The sequence below is a fragment of the Flavobacterium sp. genome, from assembly GCF_029945805.1.
Lineage (GTDB): Bacteria > Bacteroidota > Bacteroidia > Flavobacteriales > Flavobacteriaceae > Flavobacterium.
Genome location: NZ_JAQSDH010000002.1, coordinates 64,749 through 90,973, shown reverse-complemented (window position 1 = coordinate 90,973; position 26,225 = coordinate 64,749). Strand labels below are relative to the sequence as shown.

At 33.8% G+C, this 26,225-nt stretch carries 25 protein-coding genes and 1 pseudogene; 8 read left to right on the top strand and 18 right to left on the bottom strand.

The features are described 5' to 3' along the window. The 4 genes and pseudogenes from PSU83_RS00860 to PSU83_RS00845 form a co-directional block, all read right to left on the bottom strand. Positions 1-589, bottom strand: a pseudogene (locus PSU83_RS00860) (polyribonucleotide nucleotidyltransferase); the annotation flags it as partial. Positions 590-746: 157 nt separating this feature from the next. Next, positions 747-1,016, bottom strand: coding sequence for a 30S ribosomal protein S15 (gene rpsO, locus PSU83_RS00855; protein WP_300585665.1), 270 nt, complete (start codon positions 1,014-1,016; stop codon positions 747-749). 126 nt (positions 1,017-1,142) lie between these two features. Next, positions 1,143-2,369, bottom strand: a complete 1,227-nt coding sequence (locus PSU83_RS00850; RefSeq protein WP_300585663.1) for a cation:proton antiporter — start codon at positions 2,367-2,369, stop codon at positions 1,143-1,145. 71 nt (positions 2,370-2,440) lie between these two features. After that, positions 2,441-2,896, bottom strand: a complete 456-nt coding sequence (locus tag PSU83_RS00845; RefSeq protein WP_300585660.1) for a GAF domain-containing protein — start codon at positions 2,894-2,896, stop codon at positions 2,441-2,443. Between the two features lie 120 nt (positions 2,897-3,016). Here PSU83_RS00845 and xrtF point away from each other — a divergent pair, with 120 nt between their 5' ends. The 8 genes from xrtF (at position 3,017) to PSU83_RS00805 (ending at position 10,073) form a co-directional block, all read left to right on the top strand. Next, the gene (xrtF, locus tag PSU83_RS00840; protein ID WP_300585658.1) at positions 3,017-3,574 is read left to right on the top strand and encodes an exosortase family protein XrtF; all 558 of its coding nucleotides are present in this window, start codon (positions 3,017-3,019) and stop codon (positions 3,572-3,574) included. Beyond that, positions 3,549-3,995 carry an exosortase F system-associated protein gene (locus PSU83_RS00835; protein ID WP_300585657.1) on the top strand — a complete coding sequence of 149 codons (447 nt, stop codon included), beginning with the start codon at positions 3,549-3,551 and terminating at the stop codon, positions 3,993-3,995. The genes xrtF and PSU83_RS00835 overlap by 26 nt, the downstream gene beginning before the upstream one ends. A gap of 56 nt (positions 3,996-4,051) precedes the next feature. After that, positions 4,052-4,882, top strand: coding sequence for an ATP cone domain-containing protein (locus PSU83_RS00830; protein WP_300585655.1), 831 nt, complete (start codon positions 4,052-4,054; stop codon positions 4,880-4,882). Between the two features lie 2 nt (positions 4,883-4,884). Then, the gene (locus tag PSU83_RS00825; RefSeq protein WP_300585653.1) at positions 4,885-6,240 is read left to right on the top strand and encodes an MBL fold metallo-hydrolase; all 1,356 of its coding nucleotides are present in this window, start codon (positions 4,885-4,887) and stop codon (positions 6,238-6,240) included. Positions 6,241-6,294: 54 nt separating this feature from the next. Further along, a complete protein-coding gene (locus tag PSU83_RS00820; RefSeq protein WP_300585651.1) occupies positions 6,295-6,741 on the top strand; it encodes a hypothetical protein in 447 nt (148 codons plus the stop codon). 48 nt (positions 6,742-6,789) lie between these two features. Beyond that, on the top strand, positions 6,790-8,832 hold the full coding sequence (locus tag PSU83_RS00815; protein WP_300585650.1) for a TonB-dependent receptor: 2,043 nt from the start codon (positions 6,790-6,792) through the stop codon (positions 8,830-8,832). A gap of 63 nt (positions 8,833-8,895) precedes the next feature. Continuing rightward, positions 8,896-9,237 carry a metal transporter gene (locus tag PSU83_RS00810; RefSeq protein ID WP_300585648.1) on the top strand — a complete coding sequence of 114 codons (342 nt, stop codon included), beginning with the start codon at positions 8,896-8,898 and terminating at the stop codon, positions 9,235-9,237. A 143-nt stretch (positions 9,238-9,380) separates the two neighbouring features. Then, positions 9,381-10,073 carry a VTT domain-containing protein gene (locus PSU83_RS00805; RefSeq protein ID WP_300585646.1) on the top strand — a complete coding sequence of 231 codons (693 nt, stop codon included), beginning with the start codon at positions 9,381-9,383 and terminating at the stop codon, positions 10,071-10,073. 39 nt (positions 10,074-10,112) lie between these two features. Here PSU83_RS00805 and PSU83_RS00800 read toward each other — a convergent pair whose 3' ends face one another. The 14 genes from PSU83_RS00800 to gldK form a co-directional block, all read right to left on the bottom strand. Continuing rightward, positions 10,113-12,497, bottom strand: a complete 2,385-nt coding sequence (locus tag PSU83_RS00800; RefSeq protein ID WP_300585643.1) for a hypothetical protein — start codon at positions 12,495-12,497, stop codon at positions 10,113-10,115. Between the two features lie 94 nt (positions 12,498-12,591). After that, complete coding sequence (groL, locus tag PSU83_RS00795) at positions 12,592-14,223, bottom strand: chaperonin GroEL (RefSeq protein WP_300585641.1); 1,632 nt, start codon at positions 14,221-14,223, stop codon at positions 12,592-12,594. A 33-nt stretch (positions 14,224-14,256) separates the two neighbouring features. After that, a complete protein-coding gene (locus tag PSU83_RS00790) occupies positions 14,257-14,532 on the bottom strand; it encodes a co-chaperone GroES (protein ID WP_300585639.1) in 276 nt (91 codons plus the stop codon). A 132-nt stretch (positions 14,533-14,664) separates the two neighbouring features. Then, positions 14,665-14,991 carry a preprotein translocase subunit SecG gene (gene secG, locus PSU83_RS00785; RefSeq protein WP_300585637.1) on the bottom strand — a complete coding sequence of 109 codons (327 nt, stop codon included), beginning with the start codon at positions 14,989-14,991 and terminating at the stop codon, positions 14,665-14,667. A 2-nt stretch (positions 14,992-14,993) separates the two neighbouring features. Then, the gene (locus PSU83_RS00780; RefSeq protein ID WP_300585634.1) at positions 14,994-15,812 is read right to left on the bottom strand and encodes a tetratricopeptide repeat protein; all 819 of its coding nucleotides are present in this window, start codon (positions 15,810-15,812) and stop codon (positions 14,994-14,996) included. 70 nt (positions 15,813-15,882) lie between these two features. Beyond that, a complete protein-coding gene (locus PSU83_RS00775; protein WP_300585632.1) occupies positions 15,883-16,389 on the bottom strand; it encodes an LptE family protein in 507 nt (168 codons plus the stop codon). Between the two features lie 70 nt (positions 16,390-16,459). Beyond that, positions 16,460-17,251, bottom strand: coding sequence for a hypothetical protein (locus PSU83_RS00770; RefSeq protein WP_300585630.1), 792 nt, complete (start codon positions 17,249-17,251; stop codon positions 16,460-16,462). 52 nt (positions 17,252-17,303) lie between these two features. After that, the gene (locus PSU83_RS00765) at positions 17,304-18,569 is read right to left on the bottom strand and encodes a sigma-54 dependent transcriptional regulator (RefSeq protein ID WP_300585627.1); all 1,266 of its coding nucleotides are present in this window, start codon (positions 18,567-18,569) and stop codon (positions 17,304-17,306) included. 90 nt (positions 18,570-18,659) lie between these two features. Then, positions 18,660-20,108, bottom strand: a complete 1,449-nt coding sequence (miaB, locus tag PSU83_RS00760; protein WP_300585625.1) for a tRNA (N6-isopentenyl adenosine(37)-C2)-methylthiotransferase MiaB — start codon at positions 20,106-20,108, stop codon at positions 18,660-18,662. A 100-nt stretch (positions 20,109-20,208) separates the two neighbouring features. After that, positions 20,209-21,255 carry an FAD-dependent oxidoreductase gene (locus PSU83_RS00755; protein ID WP_300585623.1) on the bottom strand — a complete coding sequence of 349 codons (1,047 nt, stop codon included), beginning with the start codon at positions 21,253-21,255 and terminating at the stop codon, positions 20,209-20,211. A gap of 67 nt (positions 21,256-21,322) precedes the next feature. After that, positions 21,323-22,237 carry a gliding motility protein GldN gene (gldN, locus tag PSU83_RS00750; protein WP_300585621.1) on the bottom strand — a complete coding sequence of 305 codons (915 nt, stop codon included), beginning with the start codon at positions 22,235-22,237 and terminating at the stop codon, positions 21,323-21,325. Between the two features lie 51 nt (positions 22,238-22,288). After that, positions 22,289-23,833, bottom strand: a complete 1,545-nt coding sequence (gene gldM / locus PSU83_RS00745) for a gliding motility protein GldM (protein ID WP_300585620.1) — start codon at positions 23,831-23,833, stop codon at positions 22,289-22,291. Positions 23,834-23,885: 52 nt separating this feature from the next. Next, positions 23,886-24,518 (bottom strand): gliding motility protein GldL, encoded by a 633-nt coding sequence (gene gldL / locus PSU83_RS00740; protein ID WP_300585618.1) that lies wholly within the window; start codon positions 24,516-24,518, stop codon positions 23,886-23,888. Between the two features lie 54 nt (positions 24,519-24,572). Then, complete coding sequence (gene gldK, locus PSU83_RS00735) at positions 24,573-25,988, bottom strand: gliding motility lipoprotein GldK (protein WP_300585616.1); 1,416 nt, start codon at positions 25,986-25,988, stop codon at positions 24,573-24,575. Positions 25,989-26,225: the final 237 nt, after the last annotated feature.

Here is a 26,225-nt window from a genome sequence, read left to right as displayed (position 1 = left end):
CTTTCATTTCACCTTCTACCATTGCGATAGAATCCATAGAAGCTCCAATCATCATGTCGATATCAGACAATTCTAATTGTGCACGAGAAGGGTTGATGATGAATTTTCCATCAATTCTACCCACTCTTGCTTCAGAAATCAAGGTTTCAAACGGAATGTCAGATAATGCAAGTGCTGCCGAAGCTGCTAATCCTGCTAATGCATCTGGCATAACCTCTTCGTCATACGACATTAACTGAATCATAACTTGAACTTCTGCGTGATAATCGCTTGGGAAAAGTGGACGCAATACACGGTCAACTAATCTCATAGTTAGCACTTCGTTATCGCTTGGACGAGCCTCTCTTTTGAAGAATCCACCAGGGAAACGACCTGCTGCTGCAAATTTTTCACGATAATCTACCGTTAATGGTAAAAAGTCGATACCTGGACTTGCTTTTCTTGATGATACCACTGTTCCTAGGATTACAGTTTTACCAATTCTTACTACTACAGCTCCGTCAGCTTGTTTAGCTAAACGACCTGTCTCGATTGTGATGCTTCTTCCATCACCTAAATCGATTTTTTCTACAAATAATTGTGGAATCATAAATTTTCCTTTTTTTAATTTTTACATTGGTCTCCGCCTGTCGACAGAATAGTTGTGTTGTTGTAGTTGTTGTTTTGTAACCCAATGAAAAACCGAAACTTTTCTTCTTTTTAATCTAAAAACAAAAAGAGGCACTTTCGCACCTCTTTTCTATGAATTATTTTCTAATTCCTAATTCTTTGATAATCTCACGATATCTGTTGATTTCTTTTTTCTTCAAGTAATCCAAAAGACTTCTTCTTTTACCTACTAAAAGTACTAACGAACGCTCAGTGTTGTAATCGTGACGATTTTTTTTCAAGTGCTCTGTTAAGTGAGAGATTCTAAATGTGAACAATGCAATTTGTCCTTCTGCAGATCCTGTGTTTTCTGCTTTTCCTCCGTGTTTAGCGAAGATTTCTGATTTTGTTTCTTTACTTAGATACATTCCAATATTTCTTTAAATGATTATTATGTATGAATCGAGGATTTCTCAATTCGTGTGCAAAGGTAAAAATATTTATTAGATAAAAATTATTTAAATAAAAATTATTTTTTAAAAGTCAAATTTAAATTATTCTTCAACCAATTGGAATGCTTTCTTTAACAAGAAAGGTGTACAAATCGTCGTAAATACGCCCATTATTACAAGCATAGAGAAGATTTCTAATGAAATAATGCCTGCTTTAAAAGCAATGTTTGCGATTACTAATTCCATAATTCCTCGGGCATTCAAACCAATTCCAATAGCTAATGCTGTTTTGTGATTTTGTTTTGCCATTCTACTACCTATATATCCGCCAATAATTTTTGAGGCAAAAGAAATTAAAATTATTAAAATTAAAAGTGGGTAATTCTCAATGGATGAAAATTCAAATTCAAGTCCGATACCCGCAAAAAATATTGGCGCCAAAAAACCCATTGCCATTCCGTTTGTGGTGTTGTGAATTGTATTTAAATGCTTTTCGCCAACTAGTTCTTTCGAAATTAACATGGAGGCAAAAAAAGCACCAATGATAAAATGCAAACCAATACTTTCAGTTATTGTGGCAAATATTAATACGAAAACGAAGAAAATCGCGAACAGCGATTCTTTTCCCTTTAAAAATCCCAAAACAATATTTAGTTTTTCTTCGATAAAATTTTCTTTTCGAGAAAAACGTTCTATTAATTTATACGAAGCAATAATTAATAGAACAAAACAAGTTAATTTGAAAAGTGTGAAAATAACCGTTTTACTAATATTAAAAAATGAAAGTTCAATATCTTTTAAATCCAAAATAATTCCAAGGATCGAAAGTGCTAAAATGTCGTCAAAAATAGCAATCGAAATAATTTTTTGTCCTAACGGCGTATTGAGTTTGCCAAAGTCCATTAGGATGCGGATGCTGACAGGAAGCGCGGTAATTGCGATGCATAAGCCTATAAAAATCGTTGCCATGATGTCTAGTTGGAAAATTTTTCCAAGAAAAAAACCAGCAAAAAAGGGTATGAAAAAGGCGGAAAGCGATATGATTATGTTTCTCCCTTTCAGCGACCTAATGATACCATCAAAATTAATTTCTAATCCAGCAATGATGATTAATAAAAACACCCCTAATTCTGAAATGACTTTTAATTCTTCCGTTCTATGAATGAAATTTAAAATGGTTGGACCGAGAATAACTCCAGCCATAATTTCGCCAATTAAAGCCGGTTGTTTGAATCGTTCCATAATTTCGCCAAAAAAACGCGCTAATACTAGTAAAATTAATAGTTGGGCGAAAAAAGGAATTTCTAAAGCTTCGACGTTAAATTGCATATTTGCGACGAGAATAAAATGGTTTCATAAACGTACCAAATATAGGAAAATGATGGAATTTTTGAACTGGATTAAAATAATTTTGAAACCTGTTCATTTACAAACTCTAAAAAGCGTTCGTCAGCGTTAGTAAACGGATCGATAACATGACTGTCGATATCGATTTGGCCAATATTAATTCCTTTAACGAAGAGCGGAACCACAATTTCTGATTTTACTGTAAAGCTACAAGCAATATAGTTATCTTGAGCAGCAACATCGGGAACAACAAAATTGGCATTCGATTCCGCAACCTGTCCACAGATTCCTTTTCCGAATGGAATTACGGTATGATCGGTTTCAGCACCAACATAAGGGCCGAGATGTAATGTTTTGTTTTCATGATTGGCAAAGTAAAATCCAACCCAATTATAATAATCGACAGTATCCGACAAGAATTGGCAAAGATTTTTTAATTTGATGTCTCTTTCCGAATTGGCATCAGAAAGAATAGTAATAACCTGAGCTTTTAGGCTTTCAAAATTCATTGTTTATTTTTTAGACAATTAATATGTGCAAATAAATGAAAACGATGTTTAAATTCAATTTAATGCAAATGTAGCAACTGAACTTTTCTAATTTTATATAAATTTGTTAAAAATTATCTTTTGAAAAATCTGTTGTTGCACTACAAACCTTTTTTAGTTTTTCTCGGAAAATTTATTATTAGTTATTTGATTTTAACGTTCATTTATCAATCCTATTTAGGACGTTTTGATGCAAAAAATGCAGAAGTCGATACTTTTACGCAATTAGTCGCTGACGAATCAGCTTCGGTTTTGTCTTGGCTCGATGCTAAGTCGTTCACTATGCCGCATTTGACCGAGCCATCGGTAAAATTGTTTTATAAAGGAAAATATATTTCTAGGATTATTGAAGGCTGCAATGCTTTGAGCGTAATTATTCTATTTATCTCGTTTGTAATTGCATTTACCGGAAAATTTAAAAACACGATTCTTTTTATAATTTTTGGATGTGTCTTGATTCATGTGCTGAATATTAGCCGAATTGCACTTTTGTGTTTCGGATTGTACCATCTTCCGCACTATGAACATTTGATGCATGGGGTGATTTTTCCGCTTGTGATTTATGGCGTTGTTTTTTTATTATGGGTCATTTGGGTTAACAAATATTCTATTCATGCTACAGGTACTACAAAAAAATAAAGGAAAAATTGGCTGGTCATTGTTTCTTATACTGCTTTTAATTTTGATAAGAGCATTCGAAGAAACACTTTTTTACGATCCGTTTTTGAGCTATTTCAAAGATGAATATTCACAATTGGCTTTTCCGAAAATTAATATTTTTAAATTATTTTTTAGTTTAGGAATTCGATTTTACCTTAATTCTGTGATTTCGCTTTTTTTATTGTATGTGATTTTTAACGATACACAAATAGTAAAATTCTCGGCTTTACTGTATATGATTTTGGGTTCAATTTTGATGATTGCCTTTATTTTTATTCTAAATTTCTTTGGAGAGGAAAATAAAATGACGCTGTTCTATATTAGACGATTTTTAATTCAACCAATTTTTATTTTATTATTTATTCCAGCATTTTATTACCAAAAACAGATTAAAAAGTAAGCCTTTTGTCGTAACTTTACTACTGTTCAATAAGCCACATTAGTAATTTGAAGTTTATGAAAATAGTAAAACGCTCTGGGAATATTGTTGAATTCAATCGCGAGAAACTTAAAAGTTCTTTATTAAAATCAGGTGCGAGCATGCTAATTGTAGATGACATTCTAGGTGTGATTGATGCTGAAATTTACGATGGTATTACTACTAAAAAAATCTATAAACTTGCTTTTAGTCTGCTTAAAAAGGTTTCCAACTCAAATGCCGCTCGATATAATTTAAGAGTTGCCATTCAGATGCTTGGGCCAGCGGGTTTTTTCTTTGAAAAATTCATTTCAAGGTTATTCGCTTCAAAAGGATATGAAACAAAGACCAACCTTTTTTTACAGGGTAAATGTGTGAGTCACGAGATAGACGTTGTTATTAAAAAAAATGACGATATTGAAATGATAGAATGTAAGTTTCATCCAAGAAGGGAAACCAATTCTGATGTAAAAATTCCAATGTACATTCTTTCCAGATTCAATGATTTAAAAGATAGAAATCATCCTGTTTTTTCCAGAAGCGACAAAATTTCAAGTTGTTGGATCGCAACAAACAACCGCTTTACTTCTGACGCGATGGATTTTGCCAATTGTTCTGGATTGAAATTATTAAGTTGGGATTATCCTCCAAAATTTAGTTTGGGAAGAACAATTGATGAAAAACAATTGTATCCCATTACTTGTTTAACCACACTGACATTAGCTGAAAAAGATAAATTGATGGTGTTAGATATTATTTTGGCGAGAGAAATTATTGGTAACGTAGAAGTGCTGGAAACAATTGGTCTTAGTCCAATTAGAATAAAAAACGTGAATAAAGAAGTCTCTGAACTTTGTAAATATCTGTAATTATGAAAATTAAATTTATTGGTGGGGCAGGAACCGTAACCGGTTCCAAAACTTTAATTGAAAGTAACGGAATTAGAATTTTAATTGATTGTGGGTTGTTTCAAGGTATTAAGCCTTTACGCGAGCTCAATTGGGAACCATTACCAATTTTACCAAGTACAATTGATTTTGTATTGCTGACACACGGTCATTTAGATCATTGTGGTTGGTTGCCCAGATTGGTTAGTCAAGGATTTAAAGGTAAAATATATTGTTCAGTTCCTACCGCGGCAATTAGTAAATTAATTCTTCTTGACAGCGCCAAAATACAGGAAGAAGATGCCAATAGAGCCAACAAAGAGCATTTTTCAAAACATGAAAAAGCAGAACCTTTATATAATGTTGAGCAAGCTGAAGAAGTATTTCCTTTATTTAAAGTAATCAAACCTAATGAAGAAGTACCGCTCGATGCTGAAATAGCTGCTGTTTTTAGAAACGCAGGTCATATCATTGGCGCCTGTTCCATCGAGTTAAAGATAGAAGGAAAAACATTAGTGTTTTCGGGCGATATTGGTCGTGATAATGATGTGCTTATGTATTCGCCCATCAAACCTCAAATGGCCGATTATGTTTTTTTAGAAAGTACGTATGGCAATCGGATTCATCCTGATGAAGATGTAAAATTATTGTTAGAAACTTACATTAATACGGCCTATCAAAACAGTGGAACAGTCATTATTCCCAGTTTTGCAGTAGAGCGAGCCCAAAGTATTATGTACCTAATTTGGCAACTAAAAAAAGAAGAAAAAATTCCTAATATTCCCTACGTTGTAGATACCCCAATGGGAATAAGTGTTTTGGATGTTTTTTTAAATAATAAAAAGTGGCACAAACTTTCTGAACAAGATTGCACCGAAATGTGTCAAACGTTTACGATGATTTCAGAATATCAGGAAACAATTGAGATGATTTACAATAAAAACCCAAAAGTAATTATTGCAGCAAGCGGAATGATTACTGGCGGAAGGGTTTTGAGCTATTTAGAAAAGTATATTGGCTTGCCTGAAACAACGGTTATAATAGTAGGTTATCAGGCAGAAGGAACTCGAGGAAGAAAACTTTTGGAAGGAGCAATTGATATTAAAATTTATGGAAAATATTATCCGGTTCTAGCCAAAATATACGAAATTGAAGGGCTTTCAGCACATGGCGACCAAACCGATTTACTTAATTGGTTATCAGAATTAAAACCCAAACCTAAAAAAGTATTTTTGGTACACGGAGAAAATCAACCAGCTGATGAACTGCGTATCAAAATACAAGAAAAATATGGTTTCGATTGTGTTGTTCCATTAATGGGTCAAGAGTTTGAATTATAAAGTTTTAATTCAATGTTAAGTTTTTGGAGAAAGGTTTTTTAGTAACTTTGGCGCATGATTTTTAAAAAGCACATTAGCCTTTTAGTTGCATTGCTCGTTTTGGTTTCCAATTCAGGTCTTGCCTTTACTGTGCATTATTGCGAAGGAAAAATAGCTTCCATATCTTCTATATTTTCTGAGGAAGAAATATGTGGGCCAAGTGCCAGCGAACTTACCAAGCAAATACCTGATAATCTTGAGTTAAAATGCTGTGCTAAACCTGAAATTACTCATAAAGAATGCTGTTCTGACAAAAAAATAAATCTTAAAATTAAAACAGAGAAGATTATTATTAAGACACTTGCTCTTGATTGTCAACCTGCTTATTTTTCATCATACAACTATTCAGTATCTTCAATAATTGACGTCGAAAATAGTAGCGACAAGTTCATATCCTTTTATGGCGAAACCAATGCGCCGCCCCTTTACAAACTCTACTGTCAACTCACTTTCTACGCGTAATTTTAGTATTCGATAAAAGTTAATTTATTACGAATATTAAAATCACTTATGATGAAAAAAATACTGTTATTTCTAACATTGTTGTTTTCTTTAGCTACTTTTTCACAAGAAAAAGAGGTTAATCAGGATCCGCCAAAACAGGAAAAATTAGAAGAAGTCAAAATAGAATCCAAGAAAAAAGGACTTAAAAAATCATTCTCTTTAACGGCAAATACTACTGTTGTTACTAGTAAAGAATTGCTCAAAGCTGCTTGCTGTAATCTTGCGGAAAGTTTTGAAACCAACCCGTCCATTGATGTGAATTTTTCGGATGCACTTACCGGAACAAAACAAATCAAAATGTTGGGTTTAACTAGTCCGTATATATTGATTACAGAGGAAAATATTCCTTCTGTTCGCGGTGCTTCGCAGGCTTATGGATTATCTTTCACACCTGGTACTTGGGTAGAAAGCATTCAAATTACCAAAGGCGCAGGAAGCGTTGTGAATGGTTTTGAAAGTATCTCGGGCCAAATCAACACCGAATTAATTAAACCTCTTGGAGATATTCCCTTCTTTTTGAATGCTTATGGTTCGACAGATTCTCGTTTCGAATTAAATACTCACATCAATAAGAAAGTCTCCGATCATTGGGCAACAAGCGTCTTCATTCACGGAAACACGAGAGTTTCTAAGAATGACATGAATGATGATGGATTTCTTGATAATCCATTAGGAAAACAGTTCAACATTGCAAATCGTTGGCAATACGCTAATCCGGAAACGGGTTGGGTTTCCTTCATCAATCTTAGGTATATGAATGATGAAAAACAAACGGGAGAACTTGGTTTTGATCCAGACCGCGATCGATTAACAACCAATTTTTGGGGTTCCGAAATAAATACAGAACGAATTGATTTTTCTTCCAAAGTGGGTTATGTTTTTAAAGATATGCCGTATCAAAGTATCGGTTTCCAAAATGCCTTTAGCAATCACAATCAGCAATCGTATTTTGGTTTAAATCAATACGACATCAAGCAACAAAGCTATTACTCCAATTTAATTTTCAATTCGATTATCAATAATACCCGAAACAAATTTGCAACAGGTTTGAACTTTACCTATGATAAATATTCAGAATTTGTAAACCTTTCTGATGTAAGTCGTATCGATAATTCTGTTGGCGCTTTCTTTGAATATACCTTTGATGACAGTGAAAAACTGAGTTACATTATTGGTGGACGATTTGATTATCACAATAGGTTAGGGGTGTTTTTTACGCCAAGACTTCATGTAAAATACAATCCTTGGGAAAAATCTGTTTTTCGTTTTTCAGCCGGACGTGGAAAGCGTGCCGCTAACATATTTGCTGAAAATCAGAATCTTTTTGCAAGTTCACGAACTTTCTCCATTTTGGATACTAATGGTAAAATCTACGGTTTAGCTCCCGAAATTGCATGGAATTATGGCGTTAGTTTTACTCAAAGTTTTAAATTATTTGGCATGAGTGCCGATACTACTGTTGATTTTTATCGTACTGATTTTCAAAATCAAGCCGTTGTGGATGTGATGAATTCACCTCAAACCGTTTTGTTCTATAATTTAAGAGGGAAGTCATTTGCTAATAGTTTTCAGTTGGATTTCAATTTGGAAATTATCAAACATTTAAATCTGCGAACAGCTTATAAATATTATGATATTTCGACCGATTATCTTTCAGGAAGTTTTCAAAGACCTTTACAAGCAAAACACCGATTATTTGGAAACATAGAATTTGAAACACATATTAAGGAAAAAGGACAACAATGGAAATTTGACTTTACAACGAATTGGCTCGGAAAACAGCAATTGCCTTTTGCCGCTAGCAATCCAGCACAAGATCGACTGCCTGAATTTTCGCCATCATTTGCTGTTATGAATACCCAAATTACAAGAACTTTTTCGAGTACATTTGAAATGTATGTTGGAGGAGAAAATATTGGAAATTACCGTCAAGATAAAGCTATTTTGGGAGCAAATAATCCATTTGGGCCAACTTTTGACACATCCATTGTTTATGCACCCGTTTTTGGACAGATGTATTATGCTGGAGTGCGTTTTAAGATAAAATAGATTCAATTGCAATTTCAAAAATCAATAACAGTTAAAAATCAATAACAGTAAAAATACATAAAAATGAAAAATATAGTTTTAGGAATAATGGTACTGTTTGTGGCACTTTCGACCCAAGCACAGGAGAAAAAAAAGAAAAATGCCAAATACGATATTGAAGTAAACGGCAACTGCGAACAGTGTAAAAAACGAATTGAAAAAGCAGCTTTTTCAGTTGCAGGAGTTAAGAGTGCAGAATGGCATATAGATAATCATATCTTGCATTTGATTATTAACGAAGAAAAATGTTCGGTGCTTGATGTTGAAAAAGCCGTTGCTAAAATTGGACATGATACTGACAAAGTCAAAGCTGAAGATGGAGTATATGCAAAACTCCACAGTTGTTGCTTGTACGAGAGAAAATAATTTCAAAACTCCCTAAACTGGGGAGCTTTTTTATTTTTTAAAAACGAGATTTTGAGTCATAAAAAAGCGTTAATTGTAGCTCTAAATCCCAAAAAAAAGAACTAATTTCACGCTCGATTTTATTGACTTAAATTTTACAATTCATGAATGATTTTGATTGGTTGCAACTATTAAATCCGGAGTATTACATAAATTTTGATATTTATGGAACAAAAATTGGTTTGTGGCTTGTATTGTTTATTGTATTTGCCGAAACTGGTCTTTTTGCGGGTTTCTTTTTACCTGGCGACAGTTTGCTTTTTTTAGCTGGAATTTACAGCCGTGATTTGATTGAAAATTTTACTGTAATTGAAAGTGATTTTGCAAATGTGACACTTTTAGCTTTGTTAGTTGCTGCTGCTGGAATTGTAGGAAACATGATGGGATATTGGTTTGGTTCCAAAAGTGGTTATTACTTGTATAAAAAAGAAGATAGTTTTTGGTTCAAGAAAAAATACCTAATTCAATCCAAAGATTTCTTTGAGAGATACGGTGGAAAGGCAATTATTTTTGCTCGTTTTTTACCAATATTTAGAACTTTTGCTCCAATTATAGCCGGAATTGTTTCGATGGATAAAAAGAAGTTTATGTTTTATAATATTTTGAGTTCATTACTTTGGTCGTTTACTTTGATTTTCGCAGGACATTATTTGTATGGAATGTTTTTAGAGAAATTTGAGATCGATTTAAAGGATCACATCGAGAAAATTATCATTATCATTATATTAATTTCTACATTTCCTGTTATTATGAAGATGATTAAAAAGACACCAAAACAAGAACAAGAACAAGAATAAAAATGAAAAGCCCCAATAATTTAATTATTGGGGCTTTTTTTATTTTAGCTCAACTATTCTTTCTGTTTGAAATAATTCACCTTCAGGCGTCATTCCTTCAATTATAATCTTGCATTTGGACTTGTTGTAATCAATTACATCAAACGAAAAATTCCCGTTTTCAGTTGTTATGATTCTTGGCGACCATCCTATAACTCCAAAATTGTCAAATCCTTTAGTTTGTGTGTTATCATATTCTGCATTTTTAAAGGAAACATTTTCTGAAAAGGCCTCTTTAATAAAAAACGAATTTGGATTAGGTTTACTGAAATAACCCGTTTTTGGTCTTTTGGTATATATTTTAATAATCCCGTGGTTGTTGTTCATGCTAGCTACAATTGCATGAGAATCAATATAGATTTCTTCAATATCAATCATTTTCATAAATTCTATTTCATCATAACTGTTAAAAAGCATTCGGTCATTAACATACACTAATGGGGTTTGATCAGGCAGATTTAAAGAGTTTTTTTGTCTAACCGTTATCTTTATGTTTCCCTCATCTCTTAAAACATTAAACCCATTGTATTCAATAAAATTCATAAGGCTGCTGTGATTGTTGCTTTGGTCAATCTTAAATCCTCGTAGCATTGTGTTAGCGAGTATATTTCCGTGTTCTAGTTTTGGGGTTGCACTTTTCTTTTTTATAACAACGGCATCAAGATTGATTATTTTACCTTCTATTTTTGGAATATCAAAATCCACGATAGTTTCAAAATCCGAGTTGTCAGTGCAGCTTTGTGTTATTAAATCGGTGATTGGTTTGTTGAATTGTTTTTTTCTGTTTAGAATTTGTGGAATTAATTTTGCTTTTAGTTCTTCAGTGCTAGGTAGTTTTTGCAGTGTTAGATTGACTAAAGTAGAATCGGTTAGCACCAAATTTTCAAATAGGTATTCTCCTTTTTCAGAAACGTCAGCGGTTTTTACGATCATGTCTTTGTAGGTGACAAGATTTACTTTGTGAGATGTTTTATCTTTAGTTGAAGCATCAATAGTGCCTTTTAAATTGATTCCGATATCAAAACTATAAAGAGAAGTCGGTGGGTTTAGTTTCATAGAATCCCAATTGTATTTAGATTTTGCTTCGTTCATTAGAACCAAATCCAATTCAAATAATTTTAGTCGGTTTTGCGCAACTAAATAATAATTTGCATGGGTCAACGCATTATTCAAATACGGATTAATAGTAATTCCAGCAATAATTGAATTGTCTTCATTATTGCTTTTTGAGTCTTCAGGTAAAACGGAAATACTTACTATTGACTTTGGATAATCGGAATATCCAATCAAGCTTATTTTGTCCTGATTTCGTTTATTTTTTAATACGTTAAAATTGTCGTTCCTTTTGTTAGAACTTATAAATACTGAACGTTCTGACCACTGCTTTAAGTCATTGTCAATTATTCTCAACGTATTAATTCCTTCTTCCAAATCACTGTTGTTGATTAAAAAAGTTTTTTCGTATTCGTTTGGTTTAAATTCAAAAGGATACATAGTAACTTTTTGGTCTTGGTGAACCACTAGATTTAATCTTTTCGAATTGAATACGTCAGCACTGGCTTTGTTTGTTTTTATTTTAATAGCCGTTTTATTTTCTATTGAAAAAGTATTTGCTTCAATGGAAACTCCAATTAAATCAGCATTTGGCAAAGTTTTTTCTAGAGTTTTGGACCCGTAATTTACGGTTACTTTTACGATTTCGTTCGTGGGAATAAGGTCAAACTTACCCAAACCAAATCGGTTTAATTTTATAGTTTTTATTATTTCACCGTTACTATCCACGATATTGGCGTCAAGATTTTCTGGCGAATTGCCGCGACAGTCTTTTACTTGAACGCCGATTGTATTAGAAACCTCTTTAATCAAACTTTTGCCTTCCGGATTCAAAAAAATATCTAGGGATGCAACATTAACTTTATTATATACTTTTAATCCTTGTTCCGGATTAATGATGCTAACTTTAGTAATAGTTGATTCGTTTTCGCTGAAGTTATTCATCCAATTGGTATAGACTTGAACATAATAGTTTCCGGAATCTAATTTAGGGTCTAATTCTATTTTTCCAGAAAAAGCGCCATTGCTCGCAAATACCAATTTTTCCGAAAGCTGTTTTCCGGTTTCGTCAAACAATAACACAAACACATTGGTTGTAAAATAAGGTTTGTTTGTCTTTCTATTTATAATGTATCCTTGATACCATATTTCTTCGGTATTTAGGAACGTACTTTTATCTAAATGAAGGTGAATTGCTTCCCGCTCTAAATCAAAGTAGTTATCTAGGATGGCTGCAATTTTTGATTGGTTTTCGTCTGCTTGATTTTGACTCAAGATACAATTTGCAGTAAATTGTAAAATAAGAAAATAAATAATTGTAATTCTTTTCATAAGTAAAATAGTATTTTTTAAAGGTATATTATTTTTAATTACAAAAAAAAACGTCCCTAAAATTTGGGACGTTTTTAACATATTTTTTTGACGATTACATCATTCCTGGCATTCCACCACCCATTGGCATTCCACCTCCAGCGTTATCTTCTTTTATTTCAACTAAGGCGCATTCGGTAGTTAATATCATTCCTGCAACTGAAGCAGCATTTTCAAGTGCTACACGTGTTACTTTTTTAGGATCGATAATTCCTGCTTTCAACATGTCTACGTATTCGTCTGTTTTGGCATTGTAACCAAAATTTCCTTTTCCTTCTGATACTTTTGCTACAACTACAGAACCTTCTAAGCCAGCATTTTCAACAATCGTTCTCAAAGGAGATTCCACAGCGCGAGAAACGATTTGAATTCCAGTAGCTTCATCTGCGTTCTCTGATTTAATTTTGTCCAATACTGATTTTGCTCTTAATAAAGCAACGCCACCACCAGCAACAATTCCTTCTTCGACGGCAGCACGAGTTGCATGAAGCGCATCGTCAACACGGTCTTTTTTCTCTTTCATTTCTACTTCAGAAGCAGCACCAACATAAAGCACAGCAACACCGCCAGCTAATTTAGCCAAACGTTCTTGCAATTTTTCTTTATCGTAGTCAGAAGTTGTTGTTTCCATCTGACCTTTAATTTGGTTGACACGATTTTTAATCATGTCTGCACTTCCGGCACCATTCACTAAAGTAGTATTGTCTTTGTCGATGGTAACTTTTTCAGCAGTCCCTAACATTTCCAACGTTGTATTTTCCAATGTATAACCGCTTTCTTCCGCAATTACAGTTCCGCCAGTAAGGATTGCAATATCTTCTAACATTGCTTTTCTTCTGTCGCCAAATCCAGGAGCTTTTACAGCAGCGATTTTCAATGCACCACGTAATTTGTTTACTACCAAAGTGGATAAAGCTTCACCGTCAACATCTTCAGCAATAATCAATAAAGGTTTCCCTGATTGTGCAACGGGTTCTAATATAGGTAACAGTTCTTTTAAAGAAGATACTTTTTTATCATATAAAAGAATATACGGATTCTCCAATTCGACATTCATTTTTTCTGGATTCGTAACGAAGTACGGAGAAAGATATCCTCTGTCAAATTGCATTCCTTCCACAACGTCAACGTAAGTATCCGTTCCTTTGGCTTCTTCAACCGTAATGACTCCTTCTTTGCCCACTTTCCCGAAAGCAGTCGCGATTAAATCACCAATAATTTCGTCGTTATTAGCTGAAATCGAAGCAATTTGTTTGATTTTTTCAGAATCGCTTCCTACTACCTGCGCTTGTTTCGCTAAATCAGCTACAATTGCTTCAACCGCCTTATCTATTCCTCGTTTTAAATCCATTGGATTTGCACCAGCCGCCACGTTTTTCAAACCTTCTTTGACGATAGCCTGAGCCAAAACAGTGGCAGTTGTAGTTCCGTCACCCGCCAAATCGTTGGTTTTTGAAGCTACTTCTTTAACCATCTGCGCACCCATATTTTCTAAAGGATCTTTTAATTCTATTTCTTTAGCAACCGTAACTCCATCTTTAGTAACAGTTGGGCCACCAAATGATTTTCCAATGATTACGTTACGACCTTTTGGTCCAAGAGTAACTTTTACTGCATTAGCTAAAGCGTCAACACCACGTTTTAATCCGTCGCGAGCTTCAATATCGAATTTTATATCTTTTGCCATAATTTTTTTATGTGTTTTGTAATTTTAGTTGCTTTAAATAATCGCTAGAATATCTTCCTCGCGCATGATTAAATAATCCTTTCCGTCAAATTTTAAATCAGTTCCCGCATATTTTCCGTAAAGAACCGTATCACCAACTTTAACCGTTAAGGGTTCGTCTTTTTTACCGTTTCCAATAGCAACAACAGTTCCTTTTTGTGGTTTTTCTTTAGCGGTGTCAGGAATAATAATTCCGGAAGCAGTTTGAGTTTCTGCCGCTGCAGGTTCAATAATCACTCTGTCTGAAAGAGGTTTAATATTTAATGCCATAATTGTATGTTTATGTTATTTGAATGTTGTGTTTACTGCTTGTCAGAAATTGTGCCAAGCACCAAAACTGCCGTTTTTTATAAAAAAAAATGCCAGCATGTCAGTGCTGGCATTATATTTATTGAGTACAACTTATTTTTTTGGAGTTTCAGCAGGTTGAACCGGAGCTGGCACTGAAGTTTTTGGAGTAGCATTCTCGTCAATGATTTTAGATTCAGCACCGCCCATCATTCCAGGGAAACTTAAACTTGATAATAAAATCAAAACAATTAATAAAGTAGCAAGCGTCCAAGTACTTTTATCTAAGAAGTCTGTTGTTTTTTGAACACCACCCATTTGTGTTGATCCACCAAGTGAAGATGATAAACCGCCACCTTTAGGGTTTTGCACCATGATGACGATTATTAATAGAAAACAAACTATTGTTATTAGTACTAAAAAAATTGTAAAATTAGCCATTGTTATAAATTATTGTTTTGTTGTAAAATTCTAATATCCGAAATTCGGTCTGCAAAGAAACTACTTTTTTCTGGATATTTCAAAATTAATATTTCATATGCTTGAATTGCTTTTGAATATTTTTTCTGTTCCAGATATACTCTAGCTAAAGTCTCGGTCATCAGATGAGTAGTGTCCTCAGAAAAGGGCTCTGCTACTGGAATTATTGCGTCTTTTGCAATTGGAGTTAATTTTGGATTGTTCTCGATAAATTTATCGATTAAATCTAATTTTTTCTTTTTGTCATTATTAAGTGTCGGTTTGATCTCTTCCCTTTCGATTGGTTTTAAGCGAGATAATTGAAGCCATTCTTGGAACGAGTGTTTTTCGTTTTTTGAAAATTCTAATGGTTTACCAATAGCCAGTTTTTCCTCAACTTTTTGTTCGACTGTTGATGTGGCTTCTTTTATAGAAGTTAAAATCGATTGTTCTACTGCGTCAACGACTGGCTGCTTCGATTCTACTACGATATGCTCGCTACCAATAACGCTCATGTTCATCAATTCTTCTAACTTCTTTTCGTACAATCCTTTTTGGACAGAAACAAACGAATCGGAAGTAATAAAATCAAACAAAATGCTTCTGTCTGTTGTAAATGCGGCACTCACTTTTAGTGCATAATTATAATTAAAACTATCCTGATTGTACAAATGCTTCAACCTCAATACGCGCGCACTCTGAAAATAGGGAAATGCTTCCAAAACAGTATTCAATGTTTCAGCATATCTATCATTGATAGCATCGGGTTTATTGAGTAAAAAAGTATAATCGGTTAAGTTCATTCTTGTAGTTAATGATCAGTTTGTAAATTACTTTTAAAGATAAAATCTGGTTACTGCTGCTTAGTAGATTTTACCATTTGGCGAGTGATTCATTAAAAACATCCTGTGTAATTCGTTCAAAGATTTCATCCAATGCTTCTGTTAATTTGGAACCAACCAATTGCGTTGAACCGTCATAATCGAAATAAAAAGAAAATCGCTTTTCAAAATTATCAGCTTCTTTATTTTTGTTAGAAAAGCGAACATTAACGGAAATGGATAACCTACTTTGTGCAGCAGTTTGATTCGCTGTAGCCTGCATTGGGGTAATTCTGTATTCTACAATTTCGCCTTCGTAAAGCAAATCTCCGTTAGAATTAGTTAGATTAAGATTCGTCTGATTTTGGATAAGCTCCTGAAGTCTTAAAGTAAATGTTCTTTCTATACCAGGTTCAATTAGATCAGCATTGTTTAGAAAGTAGTTTACCTGAAATGTCTTTGCATCAATTGGTTTTGCTCCGGTCATATTATAGCTTACCGAGCAACTGTTGATGCTTATCGCGAGAAGTAAAATTGAAATTAGCTTTAAAAATTTCATGATTGTGATTAAGGATGCTAAAGTAATCCTTTATTTTGAATTATGGAATCAACACATTCAGCTATTGAAATTATCTAAAATAATAATCAGCGAAAGAATAAAAGTTAACAAAATTGTTGTTGCTGTCTAAAACTTCAATGCCAACTTTATAAAGTTTATCTTCAGGAATAGCGCCATAATTGTACTGATATGGATCCGATAAACCTTTGTCAAAACCTGTTGGAATATCTTTTGAAGTTTGGCAATCGATAAAGAAAGTAGGGTCTGTCAATGATTTAACTCGTGCAACGGCTGAAATAGCATCAGCAATAGGGTTTTCCATTAAGGTTGTCTCAAAATGGAAGTTTTTAAGAACTTCAGTAGTATTATTGGTAATTTTTTCAAATGAAGTCATGTTCCCATTGGAATAAGCCATATGAAATATAGCCGCATTAGTTCCGGTTCTTGTAAAATTCACTGCCAACAGGTCTGAATTTACTTCGCAGTTAATGGTAAAGTCGCTACCGTATGAATACGAATACGTATTTGTTGCCGCATTAAAAGTATAAGGTAAATTATTGATTGTACTAATAGTATTGTCAAGATTATAGGTAATGACATCAGTTTGTGAAACGCCATTGTTGTACTTTATATCTCTTATTACACGGTTTTTATTGTCATAAGTAAACTCTTCAACCAAAGTGCCATCGACAAGAGTAAAGCTTTGCAATAAATTATTACTGAAATTCCATTGTCTTTCATTTGAAGAATCTCTATAAAAAATAACTTTTTCTAAAACTTTTGAAGTAGCGGTGTTTTTGTCAACAGTACTGCAAGAAAATAATGTGAAGGCTAGAAGTACAGTTAGAACTATATTTTTCATGATAATAAATTTGGGTCGGTAAACGTAGACACTTAATTCTTAAATTCAAAAATTATAGGTCATACTGTTTAATTTTTCGATAAAGTGTTCTTTCTGAAATCCCTAGTTCATCTGCGGCTGCTTTTCGTTTGCCTTTATGACGTTCAAGCGATTTTTTGATAAGTTCAATTTCTCTTTGTTCTAATTTCAATGTTTCTACTTCTTCAACGGTTTCTGCCATTAAATAATTACTGTCATCATCGTCATCAAATTCTTCTTGTTCAGTTTCGCTTTGAGACGCACTGCCATTCATTCTATGGTCGTCATCAAAATTAGAAAGCGAACTTTCTTCTTTTTGACCGAATACTTTCTGAATCAGATTTTTGTTCATTTCTTGAACCTTAGAACTTCCGTTTTGCATGAGTTCCATAGTCAGTTTTTTCAAATCGTGCAAATCACTTTTCATATCAAAAAGTACTTTGTATAAAATATCTCTTTCGGTAGAAAAATCACTATCCGATTTCTTTTTCCCAATTACTGACGGTAAATTTGTTCCTTCAACCGGCAGATAAGATTGCATAGTTGCTAAAGAAATATCTCTATTGGTTTCCAGAACAGAAATCTGTTCCGCAAAGTTTCTCAGTTGACGGATGTTTCCGCTCCAACGGTATTTTTGCAGAAAGTTCACTGCTTCATCACTCAATTTAATTGGTGGCATTTTGTATTTATGAGCAAAATCTGAAGCAAATTTTCTAAATAATAAATGAATGTCTTCTTTTCTATCGCGAAGTGGCGGTAAGGGAATATCTACTGTGCTTAATCGATAATATAAATCTTCACGAAATTTCCCTTTTTCAATAGCATCAAACATATTGACATTGGTTGCAGCCACAATTCTAACATTCGTTTTTTGCACTTGGGAGGAACCTACTTTGATAAACTCTCCGTTTTCCAAAACACGCAGTAAACGAACTTGTGTTGTCAGAGGCAATTCGCCAACTTCATCAAGAAAAATTGTTCCGCCATCGGCCACTTCAAAATAACCCTGACGTTCTGCGTTTGCACCTGTAAATGAACCTTTTTCGTGTCCGAATAATTCACTGTCAATCGTTCCTTCCGGAATTGCGCCACAGTTTACCGCAATGTATTTTCCGTGCTTTCTGTGTGAAAGTGCATGAATAATTCTTGGAATACTTTCTTTACCAACACCACTTTCCCCAACAACTAATACTGAAATATCAGTAGGAGCAACCTGTATTGCTTTTTCTATTGCACGATTGAGTTTTGGATCGTTTCCAATAATCTCGAATCGTTGTTTTATGTTTTGAACTGATTCCATTTCTTTCAATTGATAATTGAAAATTAACAATGGATAATTAATTTCTGCTTTATGAAATTATCAATTATCCATTATAAATTATTCATTGTTTTAATTCATTTCACTATATCCAACAGCTTCACCTATTAAGGTTCCGCTTGTGCAGCTCGTGATTCTTACATTCACAAAATCTCCAATTTTATAATCCTCTTTCGGGAAAACAACAACCAAACTCTGAGAATTTTTCCCTGATAATTGTTCGCTTGATTTTTTTGATGTTTTTTCAACCAGAACTTCTACTGTTTTTCCAATAAATTCCTGCGTTCTTTCTAAACCGTGTTTGCGTTGCAAATCGACAATTTGCTGTAAACGTCTTTGTTTTGTGGCTTCTTCTACATCATCATCCATTTTGCGTTCAGCTAAAGTTCCGGGACGCTCCGAATAAGCATACATAAATCCAAAACTGTATTTTACATACTCCATTAAATCCAAAGTATCCTGATGATCTTGTTCCGTTTCAGATGGGAAACCTGCGATCATATCTTGTGTAATGGAACTTTCCGGAAGTATAGCTTTAATTTTGTCAATCAGCTGCATATATTCGGCTCTTGTATGTAAACGATTCATAGCTTTTAAAACCCTGTCGCTGCCGCTTTGAACAGGCAAATGAATGTGTTTGCAGATGTTTGAATATTTAGCAATTACATGAAGCACACTTTCGTGCATATCCTGTGGATTTGAGGTCGAAAAACGAATCCGCATTTTCGGAAATTGAAGGGCTACCATTTCAAGCAATTGGTCAAAATCGACAGCAGTTGCCTGTTGCATTTCGGTTGCTTTTACAAAATCTTTCTTTAAACCTCCACCGTACCAAAGATAACTATCCACATTTTGGCCAAGAAGCGTAACTTCTTTGAAACCTCGGCTCCATAAATCTTGAACTTCAGTTAAAATACTTTGCGGTTCACGACTGCGTTCGCGCCCGCGGGTAAATGGAACGACGCAAAACGTACACATATTATCGCAACCACGAGTAATGGATACGTAAGCGGTTACGCCATTAGTCATCAAACGTACTGGCGAAATATCACCGTAGGTTTCTTCTTTGGATAAAATTACATTGATGGCATCGCGTCCTTCTTCTACTTCTTTTAACAAGTTTGGCAAATCCTTATACGCATCTGGACCAACAACCATGTCAACAATTTTTTCTTCGTCGAGAAATTTCTCTTTCAGTCGTTCCGCCATACAGCCCAAAACACCAACTTTCATTCCCGGATTTACTTCTCGTTTTACCGCATTGTATTTTTCTAGTCTTTTTCTAACGGTTTGTTCGGCTTTATCTCTAATGGAACAGGTGTTTACAAGAACTAAGTCGGCTTCTTCGAGTATTGTAGTCGTATTATATCCTTCATTAGTCATTATCGAAGCCACAATTTCACTATCAGCAAAATTCATCGCACAGCCGTAGCTTTCTATAAATAGTTTTTTTGTGTTTCCTGTTTTGTGTTCCAAAACAAGACTTGTTCCTTGTTGTGTCTCGTCAATTTCTTTTTCCATAAAATAATCGTGGCTTTACCAGTTGGCTAAGATACTACTTATTTATAAAATGTGACAAGATGGCAGTTGAGGTTTAACAAAAGATTAGAATAAAATCAGGCTATGCTAGTTTCTCGTATCTTTTTATATCGATGGCTTTTTCCAAAGGTTTTTGATTCTCAATGAATTCGTATAAGTCTAAAGCCATGGCAGGAGCGAGCATAACACCTCGAGTTCCGAGACCATTTAAGAGGTGAAGGTTTTTGTGTTTTGAGTGGGTTCCTAATAAGGGGCGTCTGTCTTTAACAGTTGGTCTAACGCCAGCAGAATGTTCGATAATTTCAAAATCACAGCTTAGAATTTCTTTAATGCGCTCTAGTAATTCGTGTTTGCCTTCTGCGGTTGGAGTAGCCGTTTTATCATTCCAATTGTAAGTAGCACCAACTTTATACAGATGATTTCCTAGTGGTAAAATGAAAACACTCGTATTCATAATTACATCTAAATCTAAACCTGTTGATTTAATTATGAATAGTTCGCCTTTAGTTCCGTCTAGAGGTAAATAATTAAAAAACGGATTAGAATGCATTCCGAATCCTTCTGCAAAGACGATATGTTTTGCTTTTAAATTTTGATATTCAATGTGGTCTTCAAAAATCTGTAATTTTTCATAATCGAATTTATTATCATCTAATAAATTCAGATTTTTCAAAAACTCATGATAACGGTTTAATAAAACTACGGTATCAACATAGCCCGTATGTAATACTTCTCCATAACCAAAAGGGGATTCAATTCCGGTATATTTTTTATGTACAATTTCCGTGGAAAGGAAAGGGGATAAGTTGGGCTTATCGGACGCGGAAAACCAATCATTTTGTTCTTCAATGGAGAAAAATTTTCTATAAATTGGAAGTTTAAAATCTACTTGAACATTTAGTTTTTGTTCTATAGTTTTATAAAATTTATCTGCGATTTCTAGTTGTTGATTGGCATTCCAAACTTGACTGAATCTTTTAAGAATTACAGGATTGTATAATCCACCGGCAATTTTGCTTGAGTTTTGTGAATTATTGTCAAAAACAACAAATTCTTTTTCGTTTTGAAAAAGAGTTTCTGCAAAAGCAATTCCGGCTAATCCTGATCCGACGATAATGTAATCTAACATAAATTTATAGCTAAAAAAAACTCTCACCGTAAAGATGAGAGTTTTATATTGTATTATGAAATATCTTTTAGTAATTCCACATGTCAGATTCAAAACTACGAATCTTCTCTTTTACCCTTTCGGACTCCATAAGTTGGTTCTGTGAATTGTCTTTCATGTATTGCTCAATAGCTCTATCGCCATATACATTTTCTTCTTTGTAAATTTCACCACTAAATCTACGAGAGTTTAGTAAATGGTCAAATGTAATCGGCATGGCTGAGTTTTTATCATTAAAGGCTTTTGACTCATGCAAAATGTCTCTGATGGAAGGGAAGTAAACCCAAAACAAATCAATTACATCGGCTTTATCATTTCCGGCATCTCTTGCTTCAGGAGTAACAGGACATAAAGCCAATAATCTGTACTTTAATTCCCCTTGACGTTTGTCAAAATACCAATATCCTTTGATTTTGTAACCAGAAATATAACTAGCATCCAATTCTTTTTTGTTGATAAACTGAGGGTCTAAAACTTTTTTTCCAGATTTATAATCATCGTAATAGTTATTAATCTCGTCTTTTCCCGCATCAATAGTATCTACATAAGTAAATGAAGATTCCATATCCTTGAACGTTTTCTTGGTATTGAAATAATCATCTGCATATACTTCAGTGATTTTACCATTCTTGATGTTTTTAACAAGTACATCAAATAACGATCTTCTTTCTTTACCCACAAAAGCAGTATCAATAGGATAGTATAGAGGGAAATTAATTCTCTCATCAACATCTACAAACTCCCAAATGGTTTTACCCATAAGTACATCTCTATCGTGAACATAACCATAAGGTAATGGTTTGTCATTGTCAGAAATTAGCTGAGCAGGTGTTTTCTTTCCAATCTCATCTGGAGTTTTGGAATTCAACAAATTTGACTGAGCAAAAGTTGAAGCGCTTAATGCTACTGCAAAAACTACTGATAAAAGATTTTTAATTTTCATAATTTGTATAATATAAGTTATTTAAGTAGGTTTCTTTTCAACTTAAATCATTTATTGTATTTCATAGATAACTGGTGCCGCATCTTTCGGTACTATAGCAGCAGTTGTTCCAACAATTTTTGTTTTAATATCAAAAATTGATATTTGATCCCCTTTAGATGCTCTTGCTAATGCAGCTTTACATTGTGCATTTACACTACTACCGCTTACGATTATAGCTGCTTGACCTGGAACTTTGAAGCTGAAACGAGTCACTTCAAAATTTAAATCATACAAGAAATCTTGTAATACGGCTGAAATTTTTGAAACTTCTAAACGTGACTTAGCACCTTTTTGAATTCCAACAACTCCACCAATAGCACCAACTGGAGCAGGGATATTTTTGATTCTGAAAACCTTTTTATCAGAAGCAGATTTACCATCAGCCATTTTACCAGTAGCAGTTATGATAACTTCAGTACCAGAACCTGGATTCAAATTATACTTTCCTTTTCCAACTGAACTTAATCCTGGAGCAGAGGCAGTTACATTATTTTCAGGAATACCTGCGAATGAGATTGTCATTGGGTTTGGTAAACCTCTGTATACTACGTTCATTTTATCTGCAGAAATGTTTGCAGAATTTGGACGAGGAACTACTACATATTTACCTTCAAATTTCAAAGGAATTGGTTTTCCATCTTCCATGAAAGAGAATGTACCGTTGATGGTTTTTTCTCCAACGCCACCAGCGGTCATCGAAATAACAGCTTGTCCGTTTTCGATTTTACCCGGTCCAGAGAAACTAGTTGGGACCGTATTAGCATCATATTTACCTAATACAACTCTACCTTTTACCGTTTCACCTTCAAAGAATACATTTTTATCCAAAATTACCATAGCTTGAAAGTTTTTCAACGACGCTGCTTGTGCAATAGTGTTTCCAATTAATGCATTGTAGATATCTTGCTCAGTTTGCTCAACATCATTTTGCATACTTGTTATCTTAGCCATAGATGCTACCGCAGGAAAACCTTCAAAGTGATAAGATAAGTATTTTTTTGAAACGCCTTCTTTATCTTTTACATCTGCTAAGTTGAATTTAGCATTTATGTTTTCAGTAATTTTTTGGTACTTAACATCATTTCCAAATACAGCAATTACATCTTTTTTGTATTTTTCAATTTTAGCGATGATTTCATTTCCTTTAGCTGAATATCTATCTCCTTCAAACCAACTTTCATCGATGTATGAACCTTTGTCCATTGCTTCATAAGGTAATTTTCCAGTCTTTTCATCTTTCTCAAATTCTTTAGTTACATCATTTTTAATGCTTCCTAAATATGAGTAAAGGTCTTTCGAGATTTTTTGAACTTCAATAGCTTTATCTAAAGGAGCTTTAAAACGAGCAGGCTCATCTTCTGCCTTTTGCTCTAAAGTAGCTAATAAGCTTTTGTTATATTCTTCTGAAAACTTATTTACACCTTCAAATTTTTCATTCATCAAACCGAAAGCTGTTAATACTTCTTTTGACATGTTTAATGCCAACATTGCGATGAAAACCAAGTACATTAGGTTGATCATCTTCTGTCTAGGGGTTAATTTTCCTCCTGCCATTTTTTCTAATTAGTTTAAATTAATATTTTGTTTAAAATAGTTATAAAACTAATTATCCTTTATTACTCATTGCAGAAAGCATTCCACCATATACATTGTTCAATGTAGAAAGGTTAGAAGTCAAACTTTGCATTTGATCTTTTAATTTTAAATTGTTTTCAGCAACTTCATTATTGATTTGTGCGTTTCTTTCAGCACTTTGGACTTGAACTAAGTATAAACCGTTCAATGTTTCTAATTGAGTAGCTGCTTTAGTCATTTCTTCAGCATATTTTTTAGTAGAAGCAACAGAATCAACAGTTGGAGATATTGCTTTAGCTGCACCTTCAAAGTTTTTGATACTATTTCCTAAGCTTTCCATTAATTGACCATCAATCTTAGCTTCTTTTAACATAGCGTCTAATTTCTGAGATAATAGACCTTGTGCATCTTTTGGTTCTTCTTTTTTGTCTTTTGCTTTAGCTTGCCCACCTGCTAATTCAGGATATACTAATGACCAATCTAATTCGCTATCAACTGGATCAAAAGCAGATAAACCAAAGATTAATGCTTCAACACTCAATCCAATAATAAGCATCGCACTCGCTCCAGTCCAGTGCTGAATCTTGAATAATGCTCCAATAATTACAACCGCCGCTCCCATCCCGTAAGCGAAATTCATTGTTTTTTTGCTTAATAATGCCATAATAATAGTAGTTTTTTTAGTTAGTTAAGTTAATTTATTTAAAGTTAGTTTAAATTATTTTTTAGGTGCAGCATTCTTAGTTACTTGAGTTCCCATGTAATCTTGTACAGTACGGAATCCAATGTAACTTCTTGCAGAATCTGCGTATTCAAAATCTCTTGTACCCACTTGAAGGAAGTAAGCAACATCTTTCCAAGAACCTCCACGAACCGCTTTTCTCATATTCTTGTTGTCAGAAACATTTGGATTGATTGAAGAAACATATTCGTACGCTGCTGCATCGTAAGATGAGTCCGTCCATTCTGCTACATTTCCGGCCATGTTATACAAATTGTATCCGTTTGGTTCGTATGATTTTGCTTCAACAGTATATAAAGCTTGATCTGCTGCATAATCTCCTCTGTTCGGTTTGAAGTTAGCCAAGAAACAACCTCTGTCATTTTTAGCATAAGGACCACCCCAAGGAAAAGTTGCAGATTCAAGACCACCTCTAGCAGCATATTCCCATTCTGATTCAATTGGCAAACGGAAAGAGTTAATTAGATCTTGTTTTTTCTTTTTAGATTTGATGTACGAGTTCTTGTTTAAAGTTCTCCAAGCACAAAATGCTTTTGCTTGTTTCCAGCTAACACCCACAACTGGATATTGTGCGTAAGCTTGATGCCAGAAATAATCATTGTGCATTGGCTCGTTATAAGAGTAAGCAAAATCTTTAATCCAAACTGTTGTATCAGGATAAACAGATTCTTGTTCGGTTTTTATAAAGTCACTTCTTTTACCTTTTTTTGCTTTAGCAGCTGCCTGAATATCCATCCAAGAATATCTGAATTTCAATTTTCTTACATCTATAGTTCTTAAACCATTAAATGATTCTGCTATTGGTAAATACATAGTATCCATAACTTCAGTGTAGTATTCATCTGGATATTTCTTAGTATCTTTTATAAGTTTGATTTTGTTATTCAATCTTCTTCCAGCGTAAGGATCATCATCTGTTCCAACGCTATAATAGTTTTCATACATGTATTTGTCGTATGGTGTCATTTTAGCCGGATCAGTATCGTTGAAAGCAAAATCTCCAATGCTGCCGCCTTTTCCACCTTTTCCGCCTTTTCCACCCTTACCTGTAGCTGTTTGACCCACTTCGTCTGCAAGAATTGCTAAACGTACTCTGATTGTAGAATCTTTTACCCATTCCACAAATTGACGGTACTCACTATTTGTGATTTCAGTCTCATCCATATAGAATGATCTAACGGTCACTGTTTTAGTAGGTGCATCTTGCATATTAGCGGGATCATCATCAGATTTCCCCATGATATATGCCCCTCCAGGAATCAATGTCATTCCAAAAGGTTTTTCTGGATGCCATTTTTTTCCTTTAACTCCTACCAACTCACCTTTATCGCTAGATCCACCGCAACTGGTTAATAAAGCTAAAACTGACGCAAATGTTATGAACTTCTTCATATGTATATTTTGGGGTTAATTTGAATGAATTTTTAAGGGCGTAAACCTATTTATTATTTTTCAAAAAAGCAATTAATTAATACTAAATTTCTTTGTGCAATCACTGATTCTATTAATTCACATTTCAAAAGTAGAATTAATGTTATTATAAAAAAAATATTTTATCGATAAACTACGCTTTTTAACGATAAAGTGTTATTTTTTACAGTAATTGTAATCTTTTATTTATATAAACTT

Coding starts and splice junctions, on each gene's coding strand:
- gldN (WP_300585621.1), bottom strand. CDS start 22,237: ATGAAAATTAAAAATCTTTTATCAGTAGTTTTTGCAGTAGCATTAAGC.
- rpsO (WP_300585665.1), bottom strand. CDS start 1,016: ATGTATCTAAGTAAAGAAACAAAATCAGAAATCTTCGCTAAACACGGA.
- PSU83_RS00825 (WP_300585653.1), top strand. CDS start 4,885: ATGAAAATTAAATTTATTGGTGGGGCAGGAACCGTAACCGGTTCCAAA.
- PSU83_RS00850 (WP_300585663.1), bottom strand. CDS start 2,369: ATGCAATTTAACGTCGAAGCTTTAGAAATTCCTTTTTTCGCCCAACTA.
- gldK (WP_300585616.1), bottom strand. CDS start 25,988: ATGAAGAAGTTCATAACATTTGCGTCAGTTTTAGCTTTATTAACCAGT.
- PSU83_RS00845 (WP_300585660.1), bottom strand. CDS start 2,896: ATGAATTTTGAAAGCCTAAAAGCTCAGGTTATTACTATTCTTTCTGAT.
- miaB (WP_300585625.1), bottom strand. CDS start 20,108: ATGGAAAAAGAAATTGACGAGACACAACAAGGAACAAGTCTTGTTTTG.
- PSU83_RS00810 (WP_300585648.1), top strand. CDS start 8,896: ATGAAAAATATAGTTTTAGGAATAATGGTACTGTTTGTGGCACTTTCG.
- PSU83_RS00815 (WP_300585650.1), top strand. CDS start 6,790: ATGATGAAAAAAATACTGTTATTTCTAACATTGTTGTTTTCTTTAGCT.
- PSU83_RS00805 (WP_300585646.1), top strand. CDS start 9,381: ATGAATGATTTTGATTGGTTGCAACTATTAAATCCGGAGTATTACATA.
- PSU83_RS00755 (WP_300585623.1), bottom strand. CDS start 21,255: ATGTTAGATTACATTATCGTCGGATCAGGATTAGCCGGAATTGCTTTT.
- PSU83_RS00830 (WP_300585655.1), top strand. CDS start 4,052: ATGAAAATAGTAAAACGCTCTGGGAATATTGTTGAATTCAATCGCGAG.
- gldM (WP_300585620.1), bottom strand. CDS start 23,833: ATGGCAGGAGGAAAATTAACCCCTAGACAGAAGATGATCAACCTAATG.
- gldL (WP_300585618.1), bottom strand. CDS start 24,518: ATGGCATTATTAAGCAAAAAAACAATGAATTTCGCTTACGGGATGGGA.
- secG (WP_300585637.1), bottom strand. CDS start 14,991: ATGGCTAATTTTACAATTTTTTTAGTACTAATAACAATAGTTTGTTTT.
- PSU83_RS00775 (WP_300585632.1), bottom strand. CDS start 16,389: ATGAAATTTTTAAAGCTAATTTCAATTTTACTTCTCGCGATAAGCATC.
- PSU83_RS00790 (WP_300585639.1), bottom strand. CDS start 14,532: ATGGCATTAAATATTAAACCTCTTTCAGACAGAGTGATTATTGAACCT.
- PSU83_RS00765 (WP_300585627.1), bottom strand. CDS start 18,569: ATGGAATCAGTTCAAAACATAAAACAACGATTCGAGATTATTGGAAAC.
- PSU83_RS00800 (WP_300585643.1), bottom strand. CDS start 12,497: ATGAAAAGAATTACAATTATTTATTTTCTTATTTTACAATTTACTGCA.
- PSU83_RS00820 (WP_300585651.1), top strand. CDS start 6,295: ATGATTTTTAAAAAGCACATTAGCCTTTTAGTTGCATTGCTCGTTTTG.
- PSU83_RS00835 (WP_300585657.1), top strand. CDS start 3,549: ATGCTACAGGTACTACAAAAAAATAAAGGAAAAATTGGCTGGTCATTG.
- PSU83_RS00770 (WP_300585630.1), bottom strand. CDS start 17,251: ATGAAAAATATAGTTCTAACTGTACTTCTAGCCTTCACATTATTTTCT.
- groL (WP_300585641.1), bottom strand. CDS start 14,223: ATGGCAAAAGATATAAAATTCGATATTGAAGCTCGCGACGGATTAAAA.
- PSU83_RS00780 (WP_300585634.1), bottom strand. CDS start 15,812: ATGAACTTAACCGATTATACTTTTTTACTCAATAAACCCGATGCTATC.